Source organism: Colwellia piezophila ATCC BAA-637 (assembly GCF_000378625.1).
Lineage (GTDB): Bacteria > Pseudomonadota > Gammaproteobacteria > Enterobacterales > Alteromonadaceae > Colwellia > Colwellia piezophila.
Map to the genome: position 1 here is coordinate 261,060 of NZ_KB905166.1, position 18,281 is coordinate 279,340.

18 protein-coding genes are annotated in these 18,281 nt (G+C 39.2%); 2 read left to right on the top strand and 16 right to left on the bottom strand.

Annotated features, from left to right (window positions below; all coding sequences use genetic code 11):
• Positions 1-30: 30 nt before the first annotated feature.
• Positions 31-726, top strand: a complete 696-nt coding sequence (locus F580_RS0113285; protein ID WP_019028226.1) for a 2OG-Fe(II) oxygenase — start codon at positions 31-33, stop codon at positions 724-726.
• 162 nt (positions 727-888) lie between these two features.
• Here the strand turns inward: F580_RS0113285 and F580_RS0113295 are convergent, their stop codons facing one another.
• The 15 genes from F580_RS0113295 to F580_RS26610 form a co-directional block, all read right to left on the bottom strand.
• The gene (locus F580_RS0113295) at positions 889-1,104 is read right to left on the bottom strand and encodes a hypothetical protein (protein ID WP_019028228.1); all 216 of its coding nucleotides are present in this window, start codon (positions 1,102-1,104) and stop codon (positions 889-891) included.
• 62 nt (positions 1,105-1,166) lie between these two features.
• Positions 1,167-2,060 carry a DMT family transporter gene (locus F580_RS0113300; RefSeq protein WP_019028229.1) on the bottom strand — a complete coding sequence of 298 codons (894 nt, stop codon included), beginning with the start codon at positions 2,058-2,060 and terminating at the stop codon, positions 1,167-1,169.
• A 104-nt stretch (positions 2,061-2,164) separates the two neighbouring features.
• Positions 2,165-2,479, bottom strand: a complete 315-nt coding sequence (locus F580_RS27225; RefSeq protein ID WP_019028230.1) for a DUF6693 family protein — start codon at positions 2,477-2,479, stop codon at positions 2,165-2,167.
• A 112-nt stretch (positions 2,480-2,591) separates the two neighbouring features.
• Positions 2,592-2,954: a hypothetical protein gene (locus F580_RS0113310; protein ID WP_019028231.1), complete on the bottom strand. Its 363-nt coding sequence runs from the start codon at positions 2,952-2,954 to the stop codon at positions 2,592-2,594.
• Positions 2,955-3,050: 96 nt separating this feature from the next.
• Positions 3,051-3,305, bottom strand: coding sequence for a hypothetical protein (locus F580_RS0113315; RefSeq protein WP_019028232.1), 255 nt, complete (start codon positions 3,303-3,305; stop codon positions 3,051-3,053).
• A 103-nt stretch (positions 3,306-3,408) separates the two neighbouring features.
• Positions 3,409-3,813, bottom strand: a complete 405-nt coding sequence (locus F580_RS0113320; protein WP_019028233.1) for a hypothetical protein — start codon at positions 3,811-3,813, stop codon at positions 3,409-3,411.
• 128 nt (positions 3,814-3,941) lie between these two features.
• Complete coding sequence (locus tag F580_RS0113325) at positions 3,942-5,213, bottom strand: alpha/beta hydrolase (RefSeq protein WP_019028234.1); 1,272 nt, start codon at positions 5,211-5,213, stop codon at positions 3,942-3,944.
• Between the two features lie 678 nt (positions 5,214-5,891).
• Positions 5,892-6,659, bottom strand: a complete 768-nt coding sequence (locus F580_RS0113330; protein ID WP_019028235.1) for an IclR family transcriptional regulator — start codon at positions 6,657-6,659, stop codon at positions 5,892-5,894.
• 207 nt (positions 6,660-6,866) lie between these two features.
• A complete protein-coding gene (locus F580_RS0113335) occupies positions 6,867-8,363 on the bottom strand; it encodes a CoA-acylating methylmalonate-semialdehyde dehydrogenase (protein WP_019028236.1) in 1,497 nt (498 codons plus the stop codon).
• A gap of 48 nt (positions 8,364-8,411) precedes the next feature.
• A complete protein-coding gene (locus tag F580_RS0113340; RefSeq protein WP_019028237.1) occupies positions 8,412-9,572 on the bottom strand; it encodes an iron-containing alcohol dehydrogenase in 1,161 nt (386 codons plus the stop codon).
• A gap of 86 nt (positions 9,573-9,658) precedes the next feature.
• Positions 9,659-10,594 carry an enoyl-CoA hydratase gene (locus F580_RS0113345; protein WP_281167223.1) on the bottom strand — a complete coding sequence of 312 codons (936 nt, stop codon included), beginning with the start codon at positions 10,592-10,594 and terminating at the stop codon, positions 9,659-9,661.
• 41 nt (positions 10,595-10,635) lie between these two features.
• A complete protein-coding gene (locus F580_RS0113350) occupies positions 10,636-11,898 on the bottom strand; it encodes a CaiB/BaiF CoA transferase family protein (RefSeq protein WP_019028239.1) in 1,263 nt (420 codons plus the stop codon).
• Positions 11,899-12,644: 746 nt separating this feature from the next.
• On the bottom strand, positions 12,645-13,031 hold the full coding sequence (locus F580_RS0113355; RefSeq protein ID WP_019028240.1) for a DUF1329 domain-containing protein: 387 nt from the start codon (positions 13,029-13,031) through the stop codon (positions 12,645-12,647).
• Between the two features lie 328 nt (positions 13,032-13,359).
• Complete coding sequence (locus F580_RS0113360; protein WP_019028241.1) at positions 13,360-13,566, bottom strand: cold-shock protein; 207 nt, start codon at positions 13,564-13,566, stop codon at positions 13,360-13,362.
• Between the two features lie 1,119 nt (positions 13,567-14,685).
• Complete coding sequence (locus F580_RS26610) at positions 14,686-14,931, bottom strand: hypothetical protein (protein WP_019028242.1); 246 nt, start codon at positions 14,929-14,931, stop codon at positions 14,686-14,688.
• A gap of 1,369 nt (positions 14,932-16,300) precedes the next feature.
• Here F580_RS26610 and F580_RS0113370 point away from each other — a divergent pair.
• Positions 16,301-17,128 carry an AraC family transcriptional regulator gene (locus tag F580_RS0113370; RefSeq protein ID WP_019028243.1) on the top strand — a complete coding sequence of 276 codons (828 nt, stop codon included), beginning with the start codon at positions 16,301-16,303 and terminating at the stop codon, positions 17,126-17,128.
• Positions 17,129-17,370: 242 nt separating this feature from the next.
• Here F580_RS0113370 and F580_RS0113380 read toward each other — a convergent pair whose 3' ends face one another.
• Positions 17,371-18,096: a hypothetical protein gene (locus F580_RS0113380; protein WP_019028245.1), complete on the bottom strand. Its 726-nt coding sequence runs from the start codon at positions 18,094-18,096 to the stop codon at positions 17,371-17,373.
• Between the last annotated feature and the right edge of the window lie 185 nt (positions 18,097-18,281).

Consider the following 18,281-nt stretch of genomic DNA (forward strand, 5'->3'; position numbering starts at 1 on the left):
TATGAATAAAAATAATAATAAGGATAACTAATGAGCCAATTTATCGGCGTGTTTGAAAACGCTTTTTCCGACGAGCTGTGTGACAAACTTATTAAAGGTCATCAAACAAGTGATAGAGTTGTCAAAGGTCGTGTCGGCAGCGGTGTGATGACCAACCTTAAAGATAGCCATGATGTGACAATGGCTGAAAAAGAGTGGCAATCGTTACAACTTGAGCTGATCAATGCGAGTTATCCTCATGTAAAAGCTTATTTAACTGAGCATTATATGGCATTAATTTCAGCGTTGAACCCAACGGTTAAAGATCCCGAAACCGGGTTGCCTACCTCAGTAAATAAAGAAAATTTTGACCGTTTAGGTAAACCCTATTTAGATCAATTGATCCAATATGTTTTTTGTTACGATAATTTTACCGTACAGCGCTACGAACAAGGGGTTGGTGGTTATCATTATTGGCATTCAGAAATTTTTCCGCAGTTGCCTCACAATAAGCCATTACATAGAGTATTAGCTTTTTTATATTATCTAAATGATGTTGAGGAAGGTGGCGAAACTGAGTTTCATTATCAGGGTATAAAAGTTAAACCAAAAAAAGGCTCACTGGTTATTTTTCCTGCCGGATTTACCCACACTCATAAAGGACATATTCCAATATCAGATGAAAAATATGTTGTTACTTCTTGGCTAATGTATAACAAAGCTGAACAGCTCTATGGTAAGAATTAACCAGCGGTAACCAGAACATTCACCTTAAAATTATTTGAAAACACTACAATAGCTTCAATTATTAATGGCGGTGTTAATTGTTCAAGCCCACGCTTACCTGTCGATGTTAATTTACTGATTAGGTCTTTTGCCATAAGACCTAGATTGCATAACTTGTACTAACTATTTAGAGATAAGAGACTTAGCGTAACCAAACAGCCGATCTTTTACTTGCGGGCTTAAACCTAAACTTAACAGGCTTGATGAAAACACTGCAATGACTATAATACTCTTGATAATTTTAGCCCCGGTAAATAAGGCAAAAAGTATGAGTAAAGCCGCATAGCCAATACCGATTAAGCCTAAAAATAAGCACATTCCTTTAATATCGTTATTCATATATTTCCTTAATAAAATAATAAAAATCCGTGACAGTGTTATTTGTCGTCTTAACTTACTGGTTATGTTTTATTAGCGATTTTTTGTTGTGAAAAATATTTACCTAATACCACAATTAATATACCACCAAGTACTATAGTCGCTGAAATAATAAGGCGCACGGTAATTACCTCTGACACAAACATCACCCCTCCTATCGCTGCAATAATTGGTACAGACAGTTGCATAACGGCTGCTTGTGTTGAAGAGAGCCCCCCAAGTGCGATATACCATATTGTATATCCTAATCCAGAGGTTATAACACCTGATAACAAAGCCAATACTATGCCTTCTAATGAGTAATGCATACTTTGCAGGGTAAAAACCGTTAATAACGCCACAAAAGGTATAGTCCTTAGAAAGTTATAAGTGGTATCCATCAATGGATTTTCGGAGCTACGCCCTTTTAAGGTATAGATACCCCATGAAATACCAGCGACTGTCATCAGCATGAAACCGTCAATGGAAGGCGCGGTTATATTGGGTAAAATGAGATAAACAAACCCTATGAAAGCGATGATAACACCAGACCACTCACTAATATGTAAGCGCGTACCAGACATAACAGACAGTAATATGATGGTAATTTGCACGGTGCCAAAGAGAATAAGTGCACCAGTACCGGTATCGACTGAAAGATAAGCATATGAAAATGTTATGGCATAAAGAAACAACGAAAAACCTGCGGTCCAACTGCCTTTAGAGGATACCGCTTTGTTACTTCCTTTGATGCTTGCTTTGAGGCTTAAAATGATGAAAAGAGCGATAGCACCTGATAACAGCCTGATCCCAGTAAAGCTAGATGCATCAATAGCACCATTACCCAACGCTAAACGACAGAGTACTGAGTTGGCAGCAAAGGCAATTAATGCCAAGGCGGTCAGTAAGCTTGTTTTTATCAAATATTTATTGCTCATAGCTGCTCATTTCAAACAAAACGACTACCAAAGTAGTTCAAGACAGATTTATACCGCCAATTACTGCCTGTCTTTTTTAATTAAGTTGTTAATTAACTTGTTAGTTAGCCGATAGTGGTATGGTTTAGCGAATAATTCCATACTTTATAAAAGTAAAAAACATAACCTAATCCGAAAGTAATGATGGAGATAATTATCCATAGAATTACATGACCAATACTGCCAAAGATATCTGTATTACAGGACATTTGCCTTGATACACCTTGATCATCTATGACAACGGAACGGTTGATAATAAATTTGGAAAATGAATAAGGGAAGAAAAATAAAGCAATCCCCACAGTTATGATGCTAAGCATGAACCAGATAATTAAATGGCCTAAGATATCTAAAGTGGCTACATCGGCTTGAATTCGCATAATACTCCCGGTAATGATGGTAATTTAACGCTTAGCTAAGCGGCTAATAATTTGGCTCTAATGCTAATAAGCTCACACACAGCCATCGATTAAAAGCACTTGAAATATATACTTACTCAAACAAAACAAAAATCCTTTCATCTGAATGTTGTAAGTAGTTGTATTTTATTTCTAATAATCGACCCGCTAAATCCATAGTATTAATATTTATATTTCCCCATGAACCTTCGTCAGACCAATGAACCGCGATATTTTTCAATTGCTCATCATCAATAATTGCTAACTCCTCTGAGAAGTTTAATGGTAGCAACCAGAGTTTGTCGGTTAAAGCCGAACTGGCACTTTTAAAACAACTGAGTAAATCGCCAATTTGCTCTTTGGTGAAGTTACCCCCACCCAGTATTGAAGATTCCGGAACTTCTTCAATACTACTAAAATCGCAATCATTTTTTGCTGCGAAGAATGTTACATCCACATTGAATCCTTTAGGTTTTGATAGCGCCCAATTAATGGACAAAGTAATAGTTGACTAAAATATTGAGAACAGAGCACAGTCAGCTGTTTGGGCCGATTATAATGATCTACTGCTGGCCTCATTAATATGTTTTTTCAATGAATCTACTTGTGCCGTACATTGTTTTCTTTCTTGCCCGGTCATCTCTGAACACTTTTGAGAAGACTCATGGCCATCAACTGTTTTAGCAATAGATAGCGCCAAGCAAATAGGATCTGCTGAACGGCAACCGGGTTTATGGTAGTTAGGATTTGAACTACAACCACTTAAACCCATAACCAAATAAACTATTGATAGCTTTATAAATGACATTTTCGTAATGACCTATTATAACGCCTGACTAAGTGGCGAAAGACGAAAGATAAACGATAAAGCAGCATAGACCAACTATATTTTGTCCTTATTTAACCGCTTATTATATTCCAGTTTCGGTATTTATAGTTAATATAGGGAATTTATTTTCACCAAATGAAACCGTAATTGATAGCGTTTCGCTCCCCTCAAAACTTACTTTAAACGCCAAAGGACTTTTACGTTTCCCATTTGCAAATAAGGCCATTAAATGTCCATTTTCAAGCGTTCTACTTCCTGTTGAAGCGTTTGTTACCGTTACAACAGCCCAGCGTTCCCCTATTTCATTGCTCATAACCACATAATTTACCAGTTTAAAATCGCTAGATTTAGGCTTAATACGCCTATCGTTAGGAAAAGCCAGTTCTAGATTGTTTGGAATAACACGATCCACCGTTAAAACTTCTGTTTCATTTGCTCCGCTTGAAAAAGATAACAGTAACAATGCTGAAATGATAATTTTATGCACGAAATGATTCCCTTAAAGATAACCCCGCAATAAGCGGAAAATTATTGTTGGCTAAAATGGTTGAGTAATGAAAAACAGCCAACGTTAAACTTTCCGTTGAATGTTATTGTTGCACTTCAAACTTAATACTAACCCTGATTATCCAGTAGCTTAGCTTTTATAATATTTATATTCCACTGATTGCTGTTATATGATTTGGCTAATTCAAATGCTTTTTCATAGTAGTTAAAGGCAAGTTTTTTGTTGCCTAGCTGCTCGTAAGTTGAGGCTATACTTTTTAGATACTCTATAGAGAAATTGAAGTTAGCTTCCGATTGTAGCAATATTTTTAATGCTGCCTCGGGGGACTCGTAATGTCCAACATAACTAGCTTGCATAATAATAAAGCTTTGCTGGGATGCAGGGAGCTCATCTTTTACCCTCGCCATAAACGCAGGTATTTCATCTGTTTTTTTGTGCCTGTAAAAATATCGAATTGCAGATTGAATACTTGGTTTCGGTATTGGCTGGTTGATAGTTAATGACAGAGATAGCGCCTTGTAATGTTCAAGCAAGCTATCTGCGGACATAGAAGACGATAGTTTTTTATCCGTTATATACCACCCATCAAATATAGCTCTCAAATCACTACGTAATGCAACCAGTACAACCGAATTGTGATTTTCATTTGGATAATGCGAAAATTGCCATTGAATATTCTTAGGTTGAATTTCATCTAATATTTGCAAAACCCCATAGACCCCTTGTCTAGTTTCATCGCCTAATGATAAATGCAAAGCGACTGGTTCATGTTTACTCTCCCCAATAAAATCTTTAGCTTTTGTCATAATGGCATGATCATTCAACCAAACAGATGGGCTCATGGAGACAAAGTGCTCAAAAGAATTCGGCGATTCAAATAATGCATTTAATACAAACAATCCACCGATAGAATGACCGACGAGTATGGAGTTATTTGCGACTCGGTAATTGCTATTTATAAAAGGCTTAAGCTCTTTAACTAAAAAATTTAAGAATTGCTTTGATTTACCAGAGTCCCCTTGTTTAAAAGGTGCGGTTAATTCCGTTGGCGTCATATATTGGCGATACTTATCCGTTCCTTTATCTGCTATCCCCACCAAAATGACATCTGGAATCAATTGCCCTTTATTTGCCATAAAGTCCAACATCCCTGATATTCCCTGGAGAGTATAATCACCATCTAAAAGGTAAAGAACAGGGTAAGTTGCTTTGGTATTACTACGGTAAGATTCTGGCAGTAAGATATGAATTTCACGTTCTTCATTTAAATAAGTTGAGGTGATATGAAGTCGTTTTCCGGTGTTAAACTCGGCAGAAAATACAAATTTCGAGGCAATCAAAAAGATTATCGTTAAAACGAAAGATATTTTTTTTATCATTATAATCATCCATAGGTATGATATTTACTAAAAAGGCATAACGCTAAGCTAAGCGGATAATGCGGCTGGCTAAAATGTGAAGCGTAGCTAAACGCAGCCAACTGTACTTTATCCACTGTTAAACAGCTATTTATAAGTTTAATCAACTACACATGAACAAGCTATCTCTCCATCTTTAATCCACTTTCTATAACCTGAGCACATTTCATTTTATCGTTACTACTTCCGCAGTTCTCTCTGAGGAGACATTAATATGCCATGCATTACGTTAACTAAGCGCACCAAGATGTCATTCGTGGTTAACTATTTTAACTATTGATTGGTTAAAGGCTAAGCATCACTTTTACCGCAAAGCGGTCTAAATGTAAAAGTAAAAACCATCCAATCTAACGATCACTTTGGCTACGAAAGCTGACCTTTCAAGTTTTCAATATAATGACTTTTCAATGCGCCACAGACTAGGGGTTTTGACAAGCATATTGATATGAAATAACCTTTATAAATGGGTGATTTATAAAAGTTATTTACTGCCACTATATGACTGACAAGAAGTGTGTTGTGGTGTGATAGCATGGAATACTTCGTTCTAACGTGAGCAAGCCAAAATAGTTAACCAATAATCTTTGCATCACTGTAAGGTTTTTAGTCAGTAGTGCTATGTTGTGAATTACTGGCCGATTATGGCTCTTTGAGCAGGTCACCTAACTCGATGGCGGCTTGGCGCAATACGGGTTCAAAATCGAGTAATGCTTCTAAGCTTTTACGGATCACTGGAGCATGGGTGAACAGACAGGCAAACAACTTTCCATCCTGATCTTTAATGGGCACCGAGCAGGCAACCATGCCATCGACAAATTCTTCGTTATCAGTGCCTAGCTCATTTTTCTGAATTGTTAGCAGCTCGCTTTCTAAGGACTCAGGCTCAGTCAAGGTATTACGTGCCAATTTGTCCAGTGACAGTTTACTTATAATTCGCTGACGACGCTCTTTAGGTAGGGAACTCAAATAAAGTTTACCGCTAGCAGTACACCATGCGGGCGTGTGACTGCCGACCGGTAAATGGATGCGCAACGGCCAATTGGTTTGCACACGATCGTAATAGATCATCTCGATACCATCGGGGATGGCGATACCACAGGTTTCGCCAATGGTCTCCGCCAGATTTTTTAGAATGGCCTGACGTAAAGCTTTAAAACGACTGCTATGTAGCACACCTAAGGCGATACTGTGCATGCGGTCACCGGGAACTAACAAGCCACGCATATTAATTTGCACATAATTATCAGCTTCCAGTTGCTGTAACAAGCGATGAATACTGGGTTTAGGAATATCGAGCAGAAAGCCTAGTTCAGCGGGGGACATAGGTCGTTCGGCACGAGAAATAGCCTCTATGATTTCAAGTACCCGGGTAATAGATGAACCTTTCTCTCTGCGCTGAACTGTCATGTTATATCCTGTGATAAATTTCGCGCTCATTATAGGCAAATCTGACGCATTTAGGCAAGCAACAGCTAGTCTCAAAGGCAGTTGAGGGCTAAACAAATGAGCTAAAAAACCATGGCTAGCCCATCGATTAGCAAGACTAGCCCATTGATTAGTACACTCGCCAACATTGCCACTCAAACAATGACAACAAGCTTAATAGTACTTGAGTTAGCTCAAGGTTGGCATTGAGAACTCAGCCCCTTCACGAACGCCAGCTGAAGGCCAACGCTGGGTGATAGTCTTACGTTTGGTGTAAAAGCGTACCGCATCAGGTCCGTAAGCATGTAAGTCGCCAAACAATGAACGCTTCCAACCACCAAAACTATGATAAGCAACGGGTACAGGCAATGGCACATTAATACCAACCATGCCCACCTGAATGTTATCCGAAAAATAGCGTGCCGCTTCACCATCTCGAGTAAATATACAGGTACCGTTGCCGTATTCGTGCGCGTCTATCAAGTCCATCGCCTGTTGCATTGTTTGCACACGAACAACTTGTAATACCGGACCAAAAATTTCTTCTTTATAGCTGACCATATCTGCAGTAACGTTATCAATTAATGTACCACCAACAAAGAAACCACCTGGGTAACCGTCAACTTTCATCTGACGACCATCAACCACTATGGTAGCACCTTGTTCCTCTGCATGATTAATATAGCCAATCACTTTATCGCGGTGCTGGCTGGTAATAACCGGACCAAAATCGTTACTACTGTCCGTATATGCGCCGACTTTTAAGCCAGCCATGGCAACGGTCATCTTCGCTACCAGCGCATCTGCAGCAACGTCACCAACAGCAACGGCCACTGATAGCGCCATACAACGTTCACCCGAAGAACCAAATGCCGCGCCCAACAACTGATTAACTGCATTATCCATATCGGCATCTGGCATGACGATAGCATGGTTTTTTGCGCCGCCTAATGCTTGGCACCTTTTACCATTAGCATTGGCTGTGGCATAAATATATTCAGCGATTGGTGTTGAGCCAACAAAACTAACGGCCTTAATGCGTACGTCAGACAACAACACATCAACCGCGACTTTATCGCCATTGACTACATTCATTACACCATCAGGTAGTCCAGCTTCTTTTAATAACTGGGCAATAAATAGCGTTGCACTCGGATCGCGCTCTGATGGTTTTAAGATAAAACAGTTACCGCAAACAATCGCCATCGGAAACATCCATAACGGCACCATGGCAGGGAAGTTAAAGGGGGTAATTCCGGCCACAACACCTAAGGGTTGAAACTCGCTCCATGAATCAATGTTAGGTCCAACATTTTTGCTGTGCTCACCTTTTAATAACTCTGGAGCACCGCAAGCGTATTCAACATTCTCGATACCGCGTTGTAATTCACCCGCCGCATCATGTGATATTTTGCCATGCTCTTCACCAATCATTTGGCCAATTTTATCGGCATTGGCTTCAAGTAACTCTTTAAAACGAAACATTACCCGTGCGCGTTTTATCGCTGGGGTATTGCGCCATGCTGGAAATGCTGCCTGAGCACAACTAATGGCTTGCTCTACTGTTTCAACAGAGGCAAGGGCTACTTTTCGAGTAACCTGGCCCGTTGCTGGGTTAAATATATCTTGGGTACGAGCCGTCTCGGTGCATATTTCACCGTTAATTAAATGTCCGATAATATTCATAAATAATTCCTAAAGTATTAAAAATAGTGATATTGGCAATGGCGTAGGTTAATGCCACAGCCCTTGATAGATTTGGATAATGTCACTGATAGACGGCTCTATAGGGTTATTGCCCGGTGAACCAGATGCCAATGCTTGCTCTGCCATGGTTTGACAGGCCTCAAAGAATTCATCACGCTTAATACCAAATTTCTCTGGTGTTGGCACCGCTAATTCATCATTTATGGCACTAAGCTCGGTTAATAATTTCTGGTTAGCAAGCTCATTGCTATCTTGTTCTGTGGCAATACCCATCGCTCGTGCACAATCGGCATAGCGTGCTGGCGCGGCGGGAATTGAATAAGCGGTAACGCTTGGTAATAACATCGCATTGGAAAGGCCATGAGGCACATGAAAAAAGGCACCGATAGGGCGACTCATACCATGCACCAAGGCTACCGAGGCGTTAGAAAATGCGATACCTGCTAAAGTTGAGCCAAGCATCATTGCCTCACGAGCCTGCTGGTCACCACCATCATGATAAGCTTTACGTAAATTTGGCCCAAGTAATTTAATGGCAGCAATCGCCTGACTATCACTGTAGGCATTGGCTTTTTTACTGACATAGGCTTCAATGGCATGGGTTAAAGCATCAATGCCAGTATCGGCGGTGATCCGGGGCGGCAAGCTTATGGTTAACTTAAAATCGACCAACGCGGCAACGGGCATAAAGCCAATGCCAACACAGAGCATTTTCTCGTCGGTAGTTTCGTCCGTGATGATGGTAAATCGAGTAACTTCAGAACCTGTGCCAGCTGTAGTGGGTACGGCAATAACTGGCAAGCCTTGCTCTATAACCATTCGTGGGAAGCGATAATCTTGCATCACGCCACCATGCTTGGCCAAAATAGCGATGGCCTTGGCACTATCAATTGGGCTGCCACCACCAAGAGCTATAATACAATCATAGTTACCCTCTCTAGCCTTCTCTACACCCGCTTGAATAGATTTAACGGTAGGCTCCGGCACGGTATCGTCAAAGACATGGGCGGAAATGTTGTGGGCGCCTAAACTCTCTTGAATACGACGGGCATAACCAAGTTGCACCATCATCTTGTCGGTTATGATAAGCGGACGGTTGCAGCCTAAGCTAACTAATACGCTGGCTATTTCTAAGCTAGCGTTTTCACCTACCTGCATAATGCGCGGCAGAATAACTTGAGTGGACATTTCAACTCCTATTTATATTTTTAAGTATTTGGCTTAGTGGCAGCCTTAATAACGAAGGCCTCAACACTAGTCATCATTATATTTTACTAGCGATGGCGAAAAACAGGTGCGCGTTTGGCAATAAATGCATGCATACCTTCTTTCTGCCCCTCGGTAGCGAAAGCTGCTTGGAATAAACGACGCTCATGACGCATGCCCTCAGTCAGGCTTGTCTCAAAGGCAACATTGACCGCTTCCTTCGCCATACGTACTGCTGGGCTGTTATAGGCGGCAATGGTATGTGCCGCTTCCAGTGTGATTTGTAACAGGTCTTTAGCTGGTACAACTCTCGCCACTAAGCCAGCCGCTTTTGCTTCTTGAACATCAATTGTTCTTCCGGTTAACACCAGATCCATCGCCAGTGACTTGCCGACCGCATTGGCCAAACGTTGTGAGCCGCCGATGCCCGGCAAAATACCAAGCTTGATTTCCGGTTGTCCAAATTGAGCATCTTCAGAGGCAATAATAAAATCACACATTAACGCTAACTCGCAGCCGCCGCCTAGCGCATAACCACTGACGGCGGCAATGATAGGTTTGCTAATAGAACGTAATTCATCCCAAGGAGCAAAAATATCGTCACAATAAAATTCAGCGTAAGTCAGGTTTGCCATTTCTTCAATATCAGCACCGGCAGCAAAGGCTCGGGCGCTTCCGGTTATAATAATTGCACCAATATTATCGTCAGCATCAAAGGCCTTTAAGGTATCAACCACTTCTCGGGCAAGCTGCCTGTTCAAGGCATTTAAGCTTTTAGGTCGATGTAGGGTGATCATACCTACCCGTTCACGGCGTTCGACCAGTATAGTTTCTAGCGCTGTGACTGTTGATTGTGTGGTAGTTGCCGATTCAGTACTCTCTTTAGCTGCTTTACTTTGCTGCTCTGTGCTATTGGGCTTAGATTTAACGCTATTTTTGCTGTTCATCATTTGATTCTCTTTTTTGGCATAGTAAGGATTAAGTGGCAGAAGTGACTTTGGCATAAGTCTTTAATACCATTCCGCATAAAGAAGTGACCACTTTCTTATACAGATTGGTATAATTCACTATCCTCCGAATTCTGTTGAGGTTGAAATTGAGGTTGAGGTGTCGGGGCATAAGCACCATTTTTAGCCATCAATTCTGCTAAAATGGCCTCGCGATGTTCGTTTAGCGCTGGTGACTTGAGTGGTACTTCAGGATCAATTTCTGTTAGTGAACTCATCTTTATTGGATTACCTGCGGTACGTATTGCTCTGTCAGCTTCGCCTTTGACTTTAACGATCATGTTGCGAGCCAACAATTGTGGATGAGTGAATAATTTATCAATGGTATTTATCGGCGAACAAGGTACTCCCGCTTCATTGAGCGCATCAATCCAATGTTGCATCGGCTCGGTGAGTGTTATCGCCTCGACATCTTTAACCAGTTGTTTACGATTTTGTACGCGTAAATCGTTGGTCAGAAATTTTTCGTCTAAAGCCAATTGCGGGAAACCCAAGGCATCCATCATTAACATGAACAACGTATCATTGCCGGCACACATGACGAACTTGCCATCACTAGCGGCAAAGGTTTCAAAGGGGGCCAGCGAGGGATGATTGTCACCGGTTCGTGTTGGTACAATGCCTTCTACGTCATAGCGTGCTAGTGCGGTTTCCATCAGTGCTGCCTGACAGTCGAGCATGCCAATATCTATTCGTGTGCCTTGCGCATCACGGGTTCGGCTATAGAGTGCTGACAAGATACCAATAGCAGCAAAGAGTGCTGCACCTAAGTCGCCAAAGCTTGTGCCAACGCGAGCTGGCTCTGCACCTGGCCAGCCTGTTAAGCTCATGACACCGCCCATCGCTTGTACAACCATATCGTAACCGGGTAAGTCACTAAATGGGCCGCTGTGTCCAAAACCTGAAATAGACGAATAAATAATATGAGGATGGGTTTTAGCAAGACGCTCTGGCCCGTAACCAAGACGTTCCATCACCCCTGGGCGGAAATTCTCCACTACTACATCACAACTGTCCAACAACCGCTCTAATAGCTCTCGGTCACGTGGTGATTTTATATCAAGAGAAATACTCTCTTTACCGCGGTTAAAACACATGAAGTAGGCTGAATCTACGCCGACGAAAGGCCCAAATGCACGAGTATCATCACCTGTACCAAAGCGTTCAACTTTAATTACTCGTGCACCTAGATCCGCCAAAACCATTGTGCAATAAGGCCCAGCTAGTACGCGAGAGAAATCCAATACGGTAATTCCATCTAAAGGGCCTGGCTTTTCTTCTGTTTCACTTATTTGATTCATCAATGCTAATCCGCTAGTTTATTAAATTTCACGTTTAATTAAAATGAGACTAAACGTATCGATTTAATGAAATTACACTGACAACCATAATGAGTCAATACGTATCAATATAGACTTTAGTAGGGTGTTATCAATAAGGGGTATGAGTAATATGGAAGATTTTACTTATTTTTTTTATACAAATAGATTGATAATTAAAAAGGTTAACAATGTAATAGCACCAGATTTATTTTATTGTCGTGGGCTTGCAGGCTTTGTTTAAACTCGGTGGGAACTATGATTCAAGATAATTATTATTTAAGCTTAACGTTAAAATCTTATAGTCATTTTTAGAGTATGTTTATTATCGGTGCAGGTGATATAAGTCTTTAGTTCTTTCTATTAACAATAAATTTGGCAACGATGTGAACAATAAATTATATCAATGAAATTCTAGTTTAACCCAATCAAGGTCGGTGTCATTTATAACGTGCTCACTTTAAGTAAAGTAACAAGTACGTTGCTCATTTTCTTATTGCATATATCTTGAGTGCTGAAGCTAATCAACTAAATAAATAAGGGATCGCGTTAAAGACTAAATAGGTTGTTGGGGTAAGACTACAACAGCTGACATTTTTAGTTACGATACTAAGGCAAACTAACACCACAGCTTAAATAAGAAAGCAGCCTAATTTTAAGGATGCTTTCGTTTTATTAATTTAAAATTTTATTAGTTAACCTCAACTCTGGATAATGAATGTTATTTTTTATAAGTACTTATTTATTATCAACCACATAGCATAAACACCTAGGCTGAAGTCTTTTCGAGAAGATTGTTGTTCAAAAACAATGGGCTCTTTTATTTCATTACTTAATAGTGCTAAATAACGTTCTGCCATTAAATCATGATAAATTTCAGCTGAGACAAAATTGGTATCACCTACTGCATATTGTAATTGGTGCGCTTCGCTGACTCGCCATAATAAATTCTTATCGTCATATAAATCAACAATGCTTATTTTCCAGCTATCTTCATCAATATAGAAGACCCACTTTGAATAAATATTACGCGTTGTATCTTTAATGCTTGCTTCAATTTTCCAGACTCTATGTAGCTCCTGATGATGAATAAAGTCCTGTCGGCACATTATCATGATGTAACTTCAGCGCCTTGACATGAAAAAAATGTCGATAACACTTGAATGAATTGAAGAATACGGTTGTTAGCAGCGCCGGGGGATTCCAATGGCTTTAACTGAGGTGCAGTGCGTTTAGCCCCCTTCTCTTCTGGGTGCCGTCGCCACCGCGACAAATGATTTTAAATGGGCTCTAGCCCCATTTTTTCAATGTTCACTAATACCATAAGGATGACATTAGGCATTTAGGAGGTGAAGCTAATTTGGATTGGTTTTTCAATTGAAAACGCATAAGTAAGTGAGTGCGTGTAACGCATCCACTTACTTACTTGTTATGTGCTAAAGCTTAAACAGCAACAACTTTATTTGCACATGGACCTTTCTGTCCTTGACCCACTTCATACTCAACAGCTTGACCATCAGCCAATGTTGCATATTCACCGCCAGATTGAATTTCTGAATGATGAACAAATAAATCTTTACTTCCGTCTTCTGGAGTAATAAAACCGAAACCTTTATCTGCATTAAACCACTTAACTATACCTTTACTCATAACGTTCTCTTTATTTTTGGTGAAAAATATTATTCTGATTTGCTATCACCATTACAAAATCAGATTTTTAATTCAATTAAGTTACCTTAAGTTTCAAATTATATTCCTGATTAGCGATGCTTACCATTTTTATTTTTCATACTAGCCACCTTTCGTGCAATAACAACATGTCCTGAGGTGGACAACTAGTAAAATTTAGCTATTCATTGGTTAAAAACTAAAGCTCACTTTTACCACTTTGCGGAAGTAAGCATTTGACAATTTAGACTGAAAATTTTTGTATGTTTTGATCTAGAGCGGACGTACCCCATAGATAAAAAGATGAGGGTTTTGATTATAGATTTTTGCCAATGAGTCATTCAACCTGAATGTGAACTTAGCCAACAAAGCGACCATATAGACATTACAATTAAAGCGACAACTCTTCCGAAATCTTTCTCTTATATTTTACAGGCACCCCCTATTCTCACTTCGAGTGTCAACGCAAGAACTGCTTCGCACCCTTGAAACCCTATGACTTGTAGTATAACTGACGAAGCCAAGCGAGCGACGCGATATACTGTTCCCTGCGTTAGATCCGCACCCAATACATTCATACGGTAGAACTGGCGAAGCCATGGCTACGTAGAGAAGCAAGGTAGATTAGTGACAAATAACACATTCAATTACGTTTACCACACATCAATACCTACCTTTGATAGCTATCATACTGCATGAAAATAAAGATGAAATAAATTACAGATAACTGTTGTCTGCTCATATGGCATGAGGAAAAATTCGTTTCATTGAGTTGGGCAGATTCCTGACTTCCTAATCAGATAAGTGAGAATGTTATGTCTAAGTTAAACCGCACAAAATTAAAGTTATCAATGGTAATGACTAGTATTTGTTCAGAATTAGTGTGAATTATAACAAGCTTAGCAAGAAACCTCCTAAGAAGTTTGCCTCAATGGCATCAGGTGTTAAGCGCACCATGGTTTTAATCAATGCTGCTATAGATGCATTGCCCTAAGTGTTTGTATTACGCGTCTCAATGACCCGTAATTTTGTTTGAGTGGAGGGATGTTCCTCCCTAAGTTAAAAAGTGAGAAACGTATGAATGGCATTATGAATCTAATTCTAAACGACCCAATGACCCAATGGACATTCGGTGGTAGCTTCGTCCTTCTTTGTATTATGGGCTATTATACCTGGTTCTTCATCAGCAAAGTGATGAATTCCCCTGATAAAGATCATAGCGAGTGATTTATGAACTTCGGCAAATGGAAAATTATCAATAAGTCGGTGACTGTAGTGAGCTTTATGATATTTATAAGCACCATTATGATTAGCTATCCGTTTAGCTAATACTTCAGTATTCCACAACAAATAGCTGCTCACATATCTATGATAATATTTACAGCAATATTCAAAATCAGCGGTGGACTGCTGATGGTGTTATAAAAAGAGCATCATGATTCACTGAAAATAAATGTTATTTAGCTGTTGCTAAGGCGTTCCCTGAGTTAGATAGCGGATCTACTAACGATTAAATTGAGTCGTCTCCTGTAGCTGCTCCAGCTCCAAAAGCTAAACGTAAGCTTGGTTTGATGATGACGTTTCATTTTGAATGATGGAAAGTCTGAGTTGACTCGCTATTTTTATGGCCGTTCCAAGCAGTATAAAGCGGCTACAAAAATTACTATCAATATTGAGAAGAGGACTAAAAGACTATAATGTGGCACAGTTAGCGTTTTGAGATGGACTCCCACATTAATGCTCTTTGCTGAGCAGTATAATTTTCACGAGGTTTTCTTTTCATAGCTACGCTCCTTTGTATTAAGGATAGCGTTGCATTCACCAATTGAACTCAAGCCACTAAGCGGTCCTAATTATTAGAGCAATCAACTCTATTTTTATGTCAGCTATCTTCAGGGATAGCTGACCTTATAAGAATTTTTCTATGGCGCTTTCGCCCCCAAAGTGCTGTAGAATAATTATCGGTATGTTACATAAATAATCGATGTTCAACTAAAGATATGTATTTTAGTAGAACCATTAACTAGTTGTTAATTAATAGGTTTATATGAAAACAGAACCCGGCACTATAAGTCAGCTTTACTAATAGCTTTAACACTATGTTTTTATAGGTTATTTAATTATAACGTATTTAAATACTTATCCAAATCAATGTATTCAAAGTCCGTAATATAATCTTTAGATATTGGCTGTTCTTTAGGTAAACTGCTCACTAAAAATTGAAATCTGGTAATATTTTAAAACCCTAACAATTGCCATAGAGCTACCATCAAGTTTTAACATCCTAAGGGCAACTTTTAGCACAACATAGTCAAGAATCACTTGTCAAAACCAACCTTTGAAACAGTCATTTGAGGCTGCATACGTAATGTAAACTGATGCTACCTTATTTTTTAATAAAAAGAGGGTATTTAGAATACAAAAGTTTGTTCTACCTTCGTAAGCTGACCAATAAATTTATATATAACCTTCTATGACAACCGGAATCACAATCCTGTTGTCGATATAGGATTAAGTTGTATTAGCAGTAAATGAAATAACCAAAGTTCACACCAACATTTTCGTTCCGCTGCACATAGGTCTTAGTCCATCGAGGCAAAATTCAAGCCATGCGTCATTTGACATGATGTTTTACTTTTATAGACAGACTGATAATTAGCCTATGGTATACTTACAAATTTAATTGCCAAGCAATCCTATATCTGGAGACGTAAATTTGTCTAAGCAAGTAATTCAAAGCGCTACAGCAAAGAATATTGGCTCGAATTGGATTGTTCGTGCTCCCGGTGAGTTGGAACGAGCTGAAGCTTTCTTTAATGGTTCAGCTTATGCGCCGCATCGCCATGACACCTACGCGATAGGAATCACCTTATCAGGTAAACAACGGTTCAATTATCGTGGTGAATTAAGACAAAACGAATCGGGTCAATGCTTAATTATTCATCCCGATGAGCTACATGATGGCCAAGCAGGTACCGATATAGGAATGCGTTATCGTGTGGGTTATATTGATCCCGCTCAAATTCAGCAAGTACTTGGCGGTAAAGCGCTGCCATTTATCGAAAATGGTATTTCAGATGATCCTAGACTTTACCAAGCAGTATTAGGACTGTTAGGAGAAATGGATGATGACCTTAGCGGCTTAAAGTATCAAGACGCTTTGTTTGATTTGGCGACTACAATGGAAATGGTCTCGGATGACAAACAAAAAACCAAACCAACATTTGATTACCAAGCAGCTGAAATGGCTAGGCAATATATCGCCGACAACTTAAAACAGTCAATTTCATTAGACACACTCGAAACCATCACCGGGCGCGATCGCTGGCAGTTATCACGAGACTTTAGAGCACTTTTTGGCACTAGCCCGTACCGTTATTTGATCATGCGTAGGCTTCAGCAAGCAAGAGCCATGATGACTAAAGGGGTTCAACTCGCTGAAGTTGCTAGTTTATGTGATTTTTCCGATCAAAGTCATATGAATCGACATTTTAAAAAGACCTATGGTATTAGTCCTAAAAAATGGTTAAGCAGTTTATATTAATAGATCAACCACCAAATTTTTTCTAACATGCTTTTAGCTATTTCAGGCTGGAAGAAAGAAAAAATTACTGCGAAAACAATCAATAATAAAATGATTTTTTTTCGTGTTAAATTTTCTCGAATTTTTTGAAATAATGATATTGACTGTGTCGATTGTATTATTTTATCAGCGCTATTGTTGTTCATATTAACCTCTATAAATGGTTGTGAATAAAAAGTGTTAGATAATTAAGTTTTAGTAAATCAATGGCTAGTCTCAACAAAAATGTAATCAGTGAAAGCAACATCAACAGTCACATTGATATTTGCAAACATCATTGCAGTGCCTTGTAATGATGAGGTTCTACTTCTTTGTAAAATGACATTTTTCGTCTTATCGAATGATATTTTTAAGTGCCATTTTTCTATGCCAAGAATCACCTTCGCGGTAAATTCATCATTATTTATTAGTTCAAGATGAGTGACATATGCTTTGTTTTTATCAAACGTTAACGTACCATCAATTTTTCCTTTAGCTGCATCGCCAAATTTTGGGTAACAGCCTTTAAAAGAAAACAGTACATAATCATCATGTTCTTCTTTGATTTTAATAGAGTCTATATCGACAAAATTTATAAACTTGTTTCTCATCAGGGCCTCTTCTGCATCATCAGCTTTATCATCCCAATACTGTGATATATCATCACTACTTGGTTTTTGATGATTAAGCTCTTCAAGAATCCATTGCTCATTGCTGTCGTTCGAGGGGGAATACTTTTCAACGCTGATTGTTTTCTCGCCATCAATATTTAGATCTTTGGTCAGGCGATATGACCACCTACCATTTTGAGTTTGTTCCGCAGATTCAAGGCTTGCTTTAATAAGGTCTATATAACTGGTTAATTTTTTATGTTCAGGTGTTTGGGCAAAGGTTAACAAAGGGACAATGCACAACATACTAGATATAAATTTTATCGTTTTACGTTTCATAGTGTTTCTCAAAATACTCAGATTAAAAATAGTTATTTAACCTGAACTCTGGATAATGAGTACTTGATGTTTAAGTAAAAACAACGACTTACTGTTGTTAAGAACCAAAGTCTTAAGACTAAATAGCTATATACTCTATCAATGTTTCAATGTTTCAATTTATTCGATTATCAAGGCAAAACGTT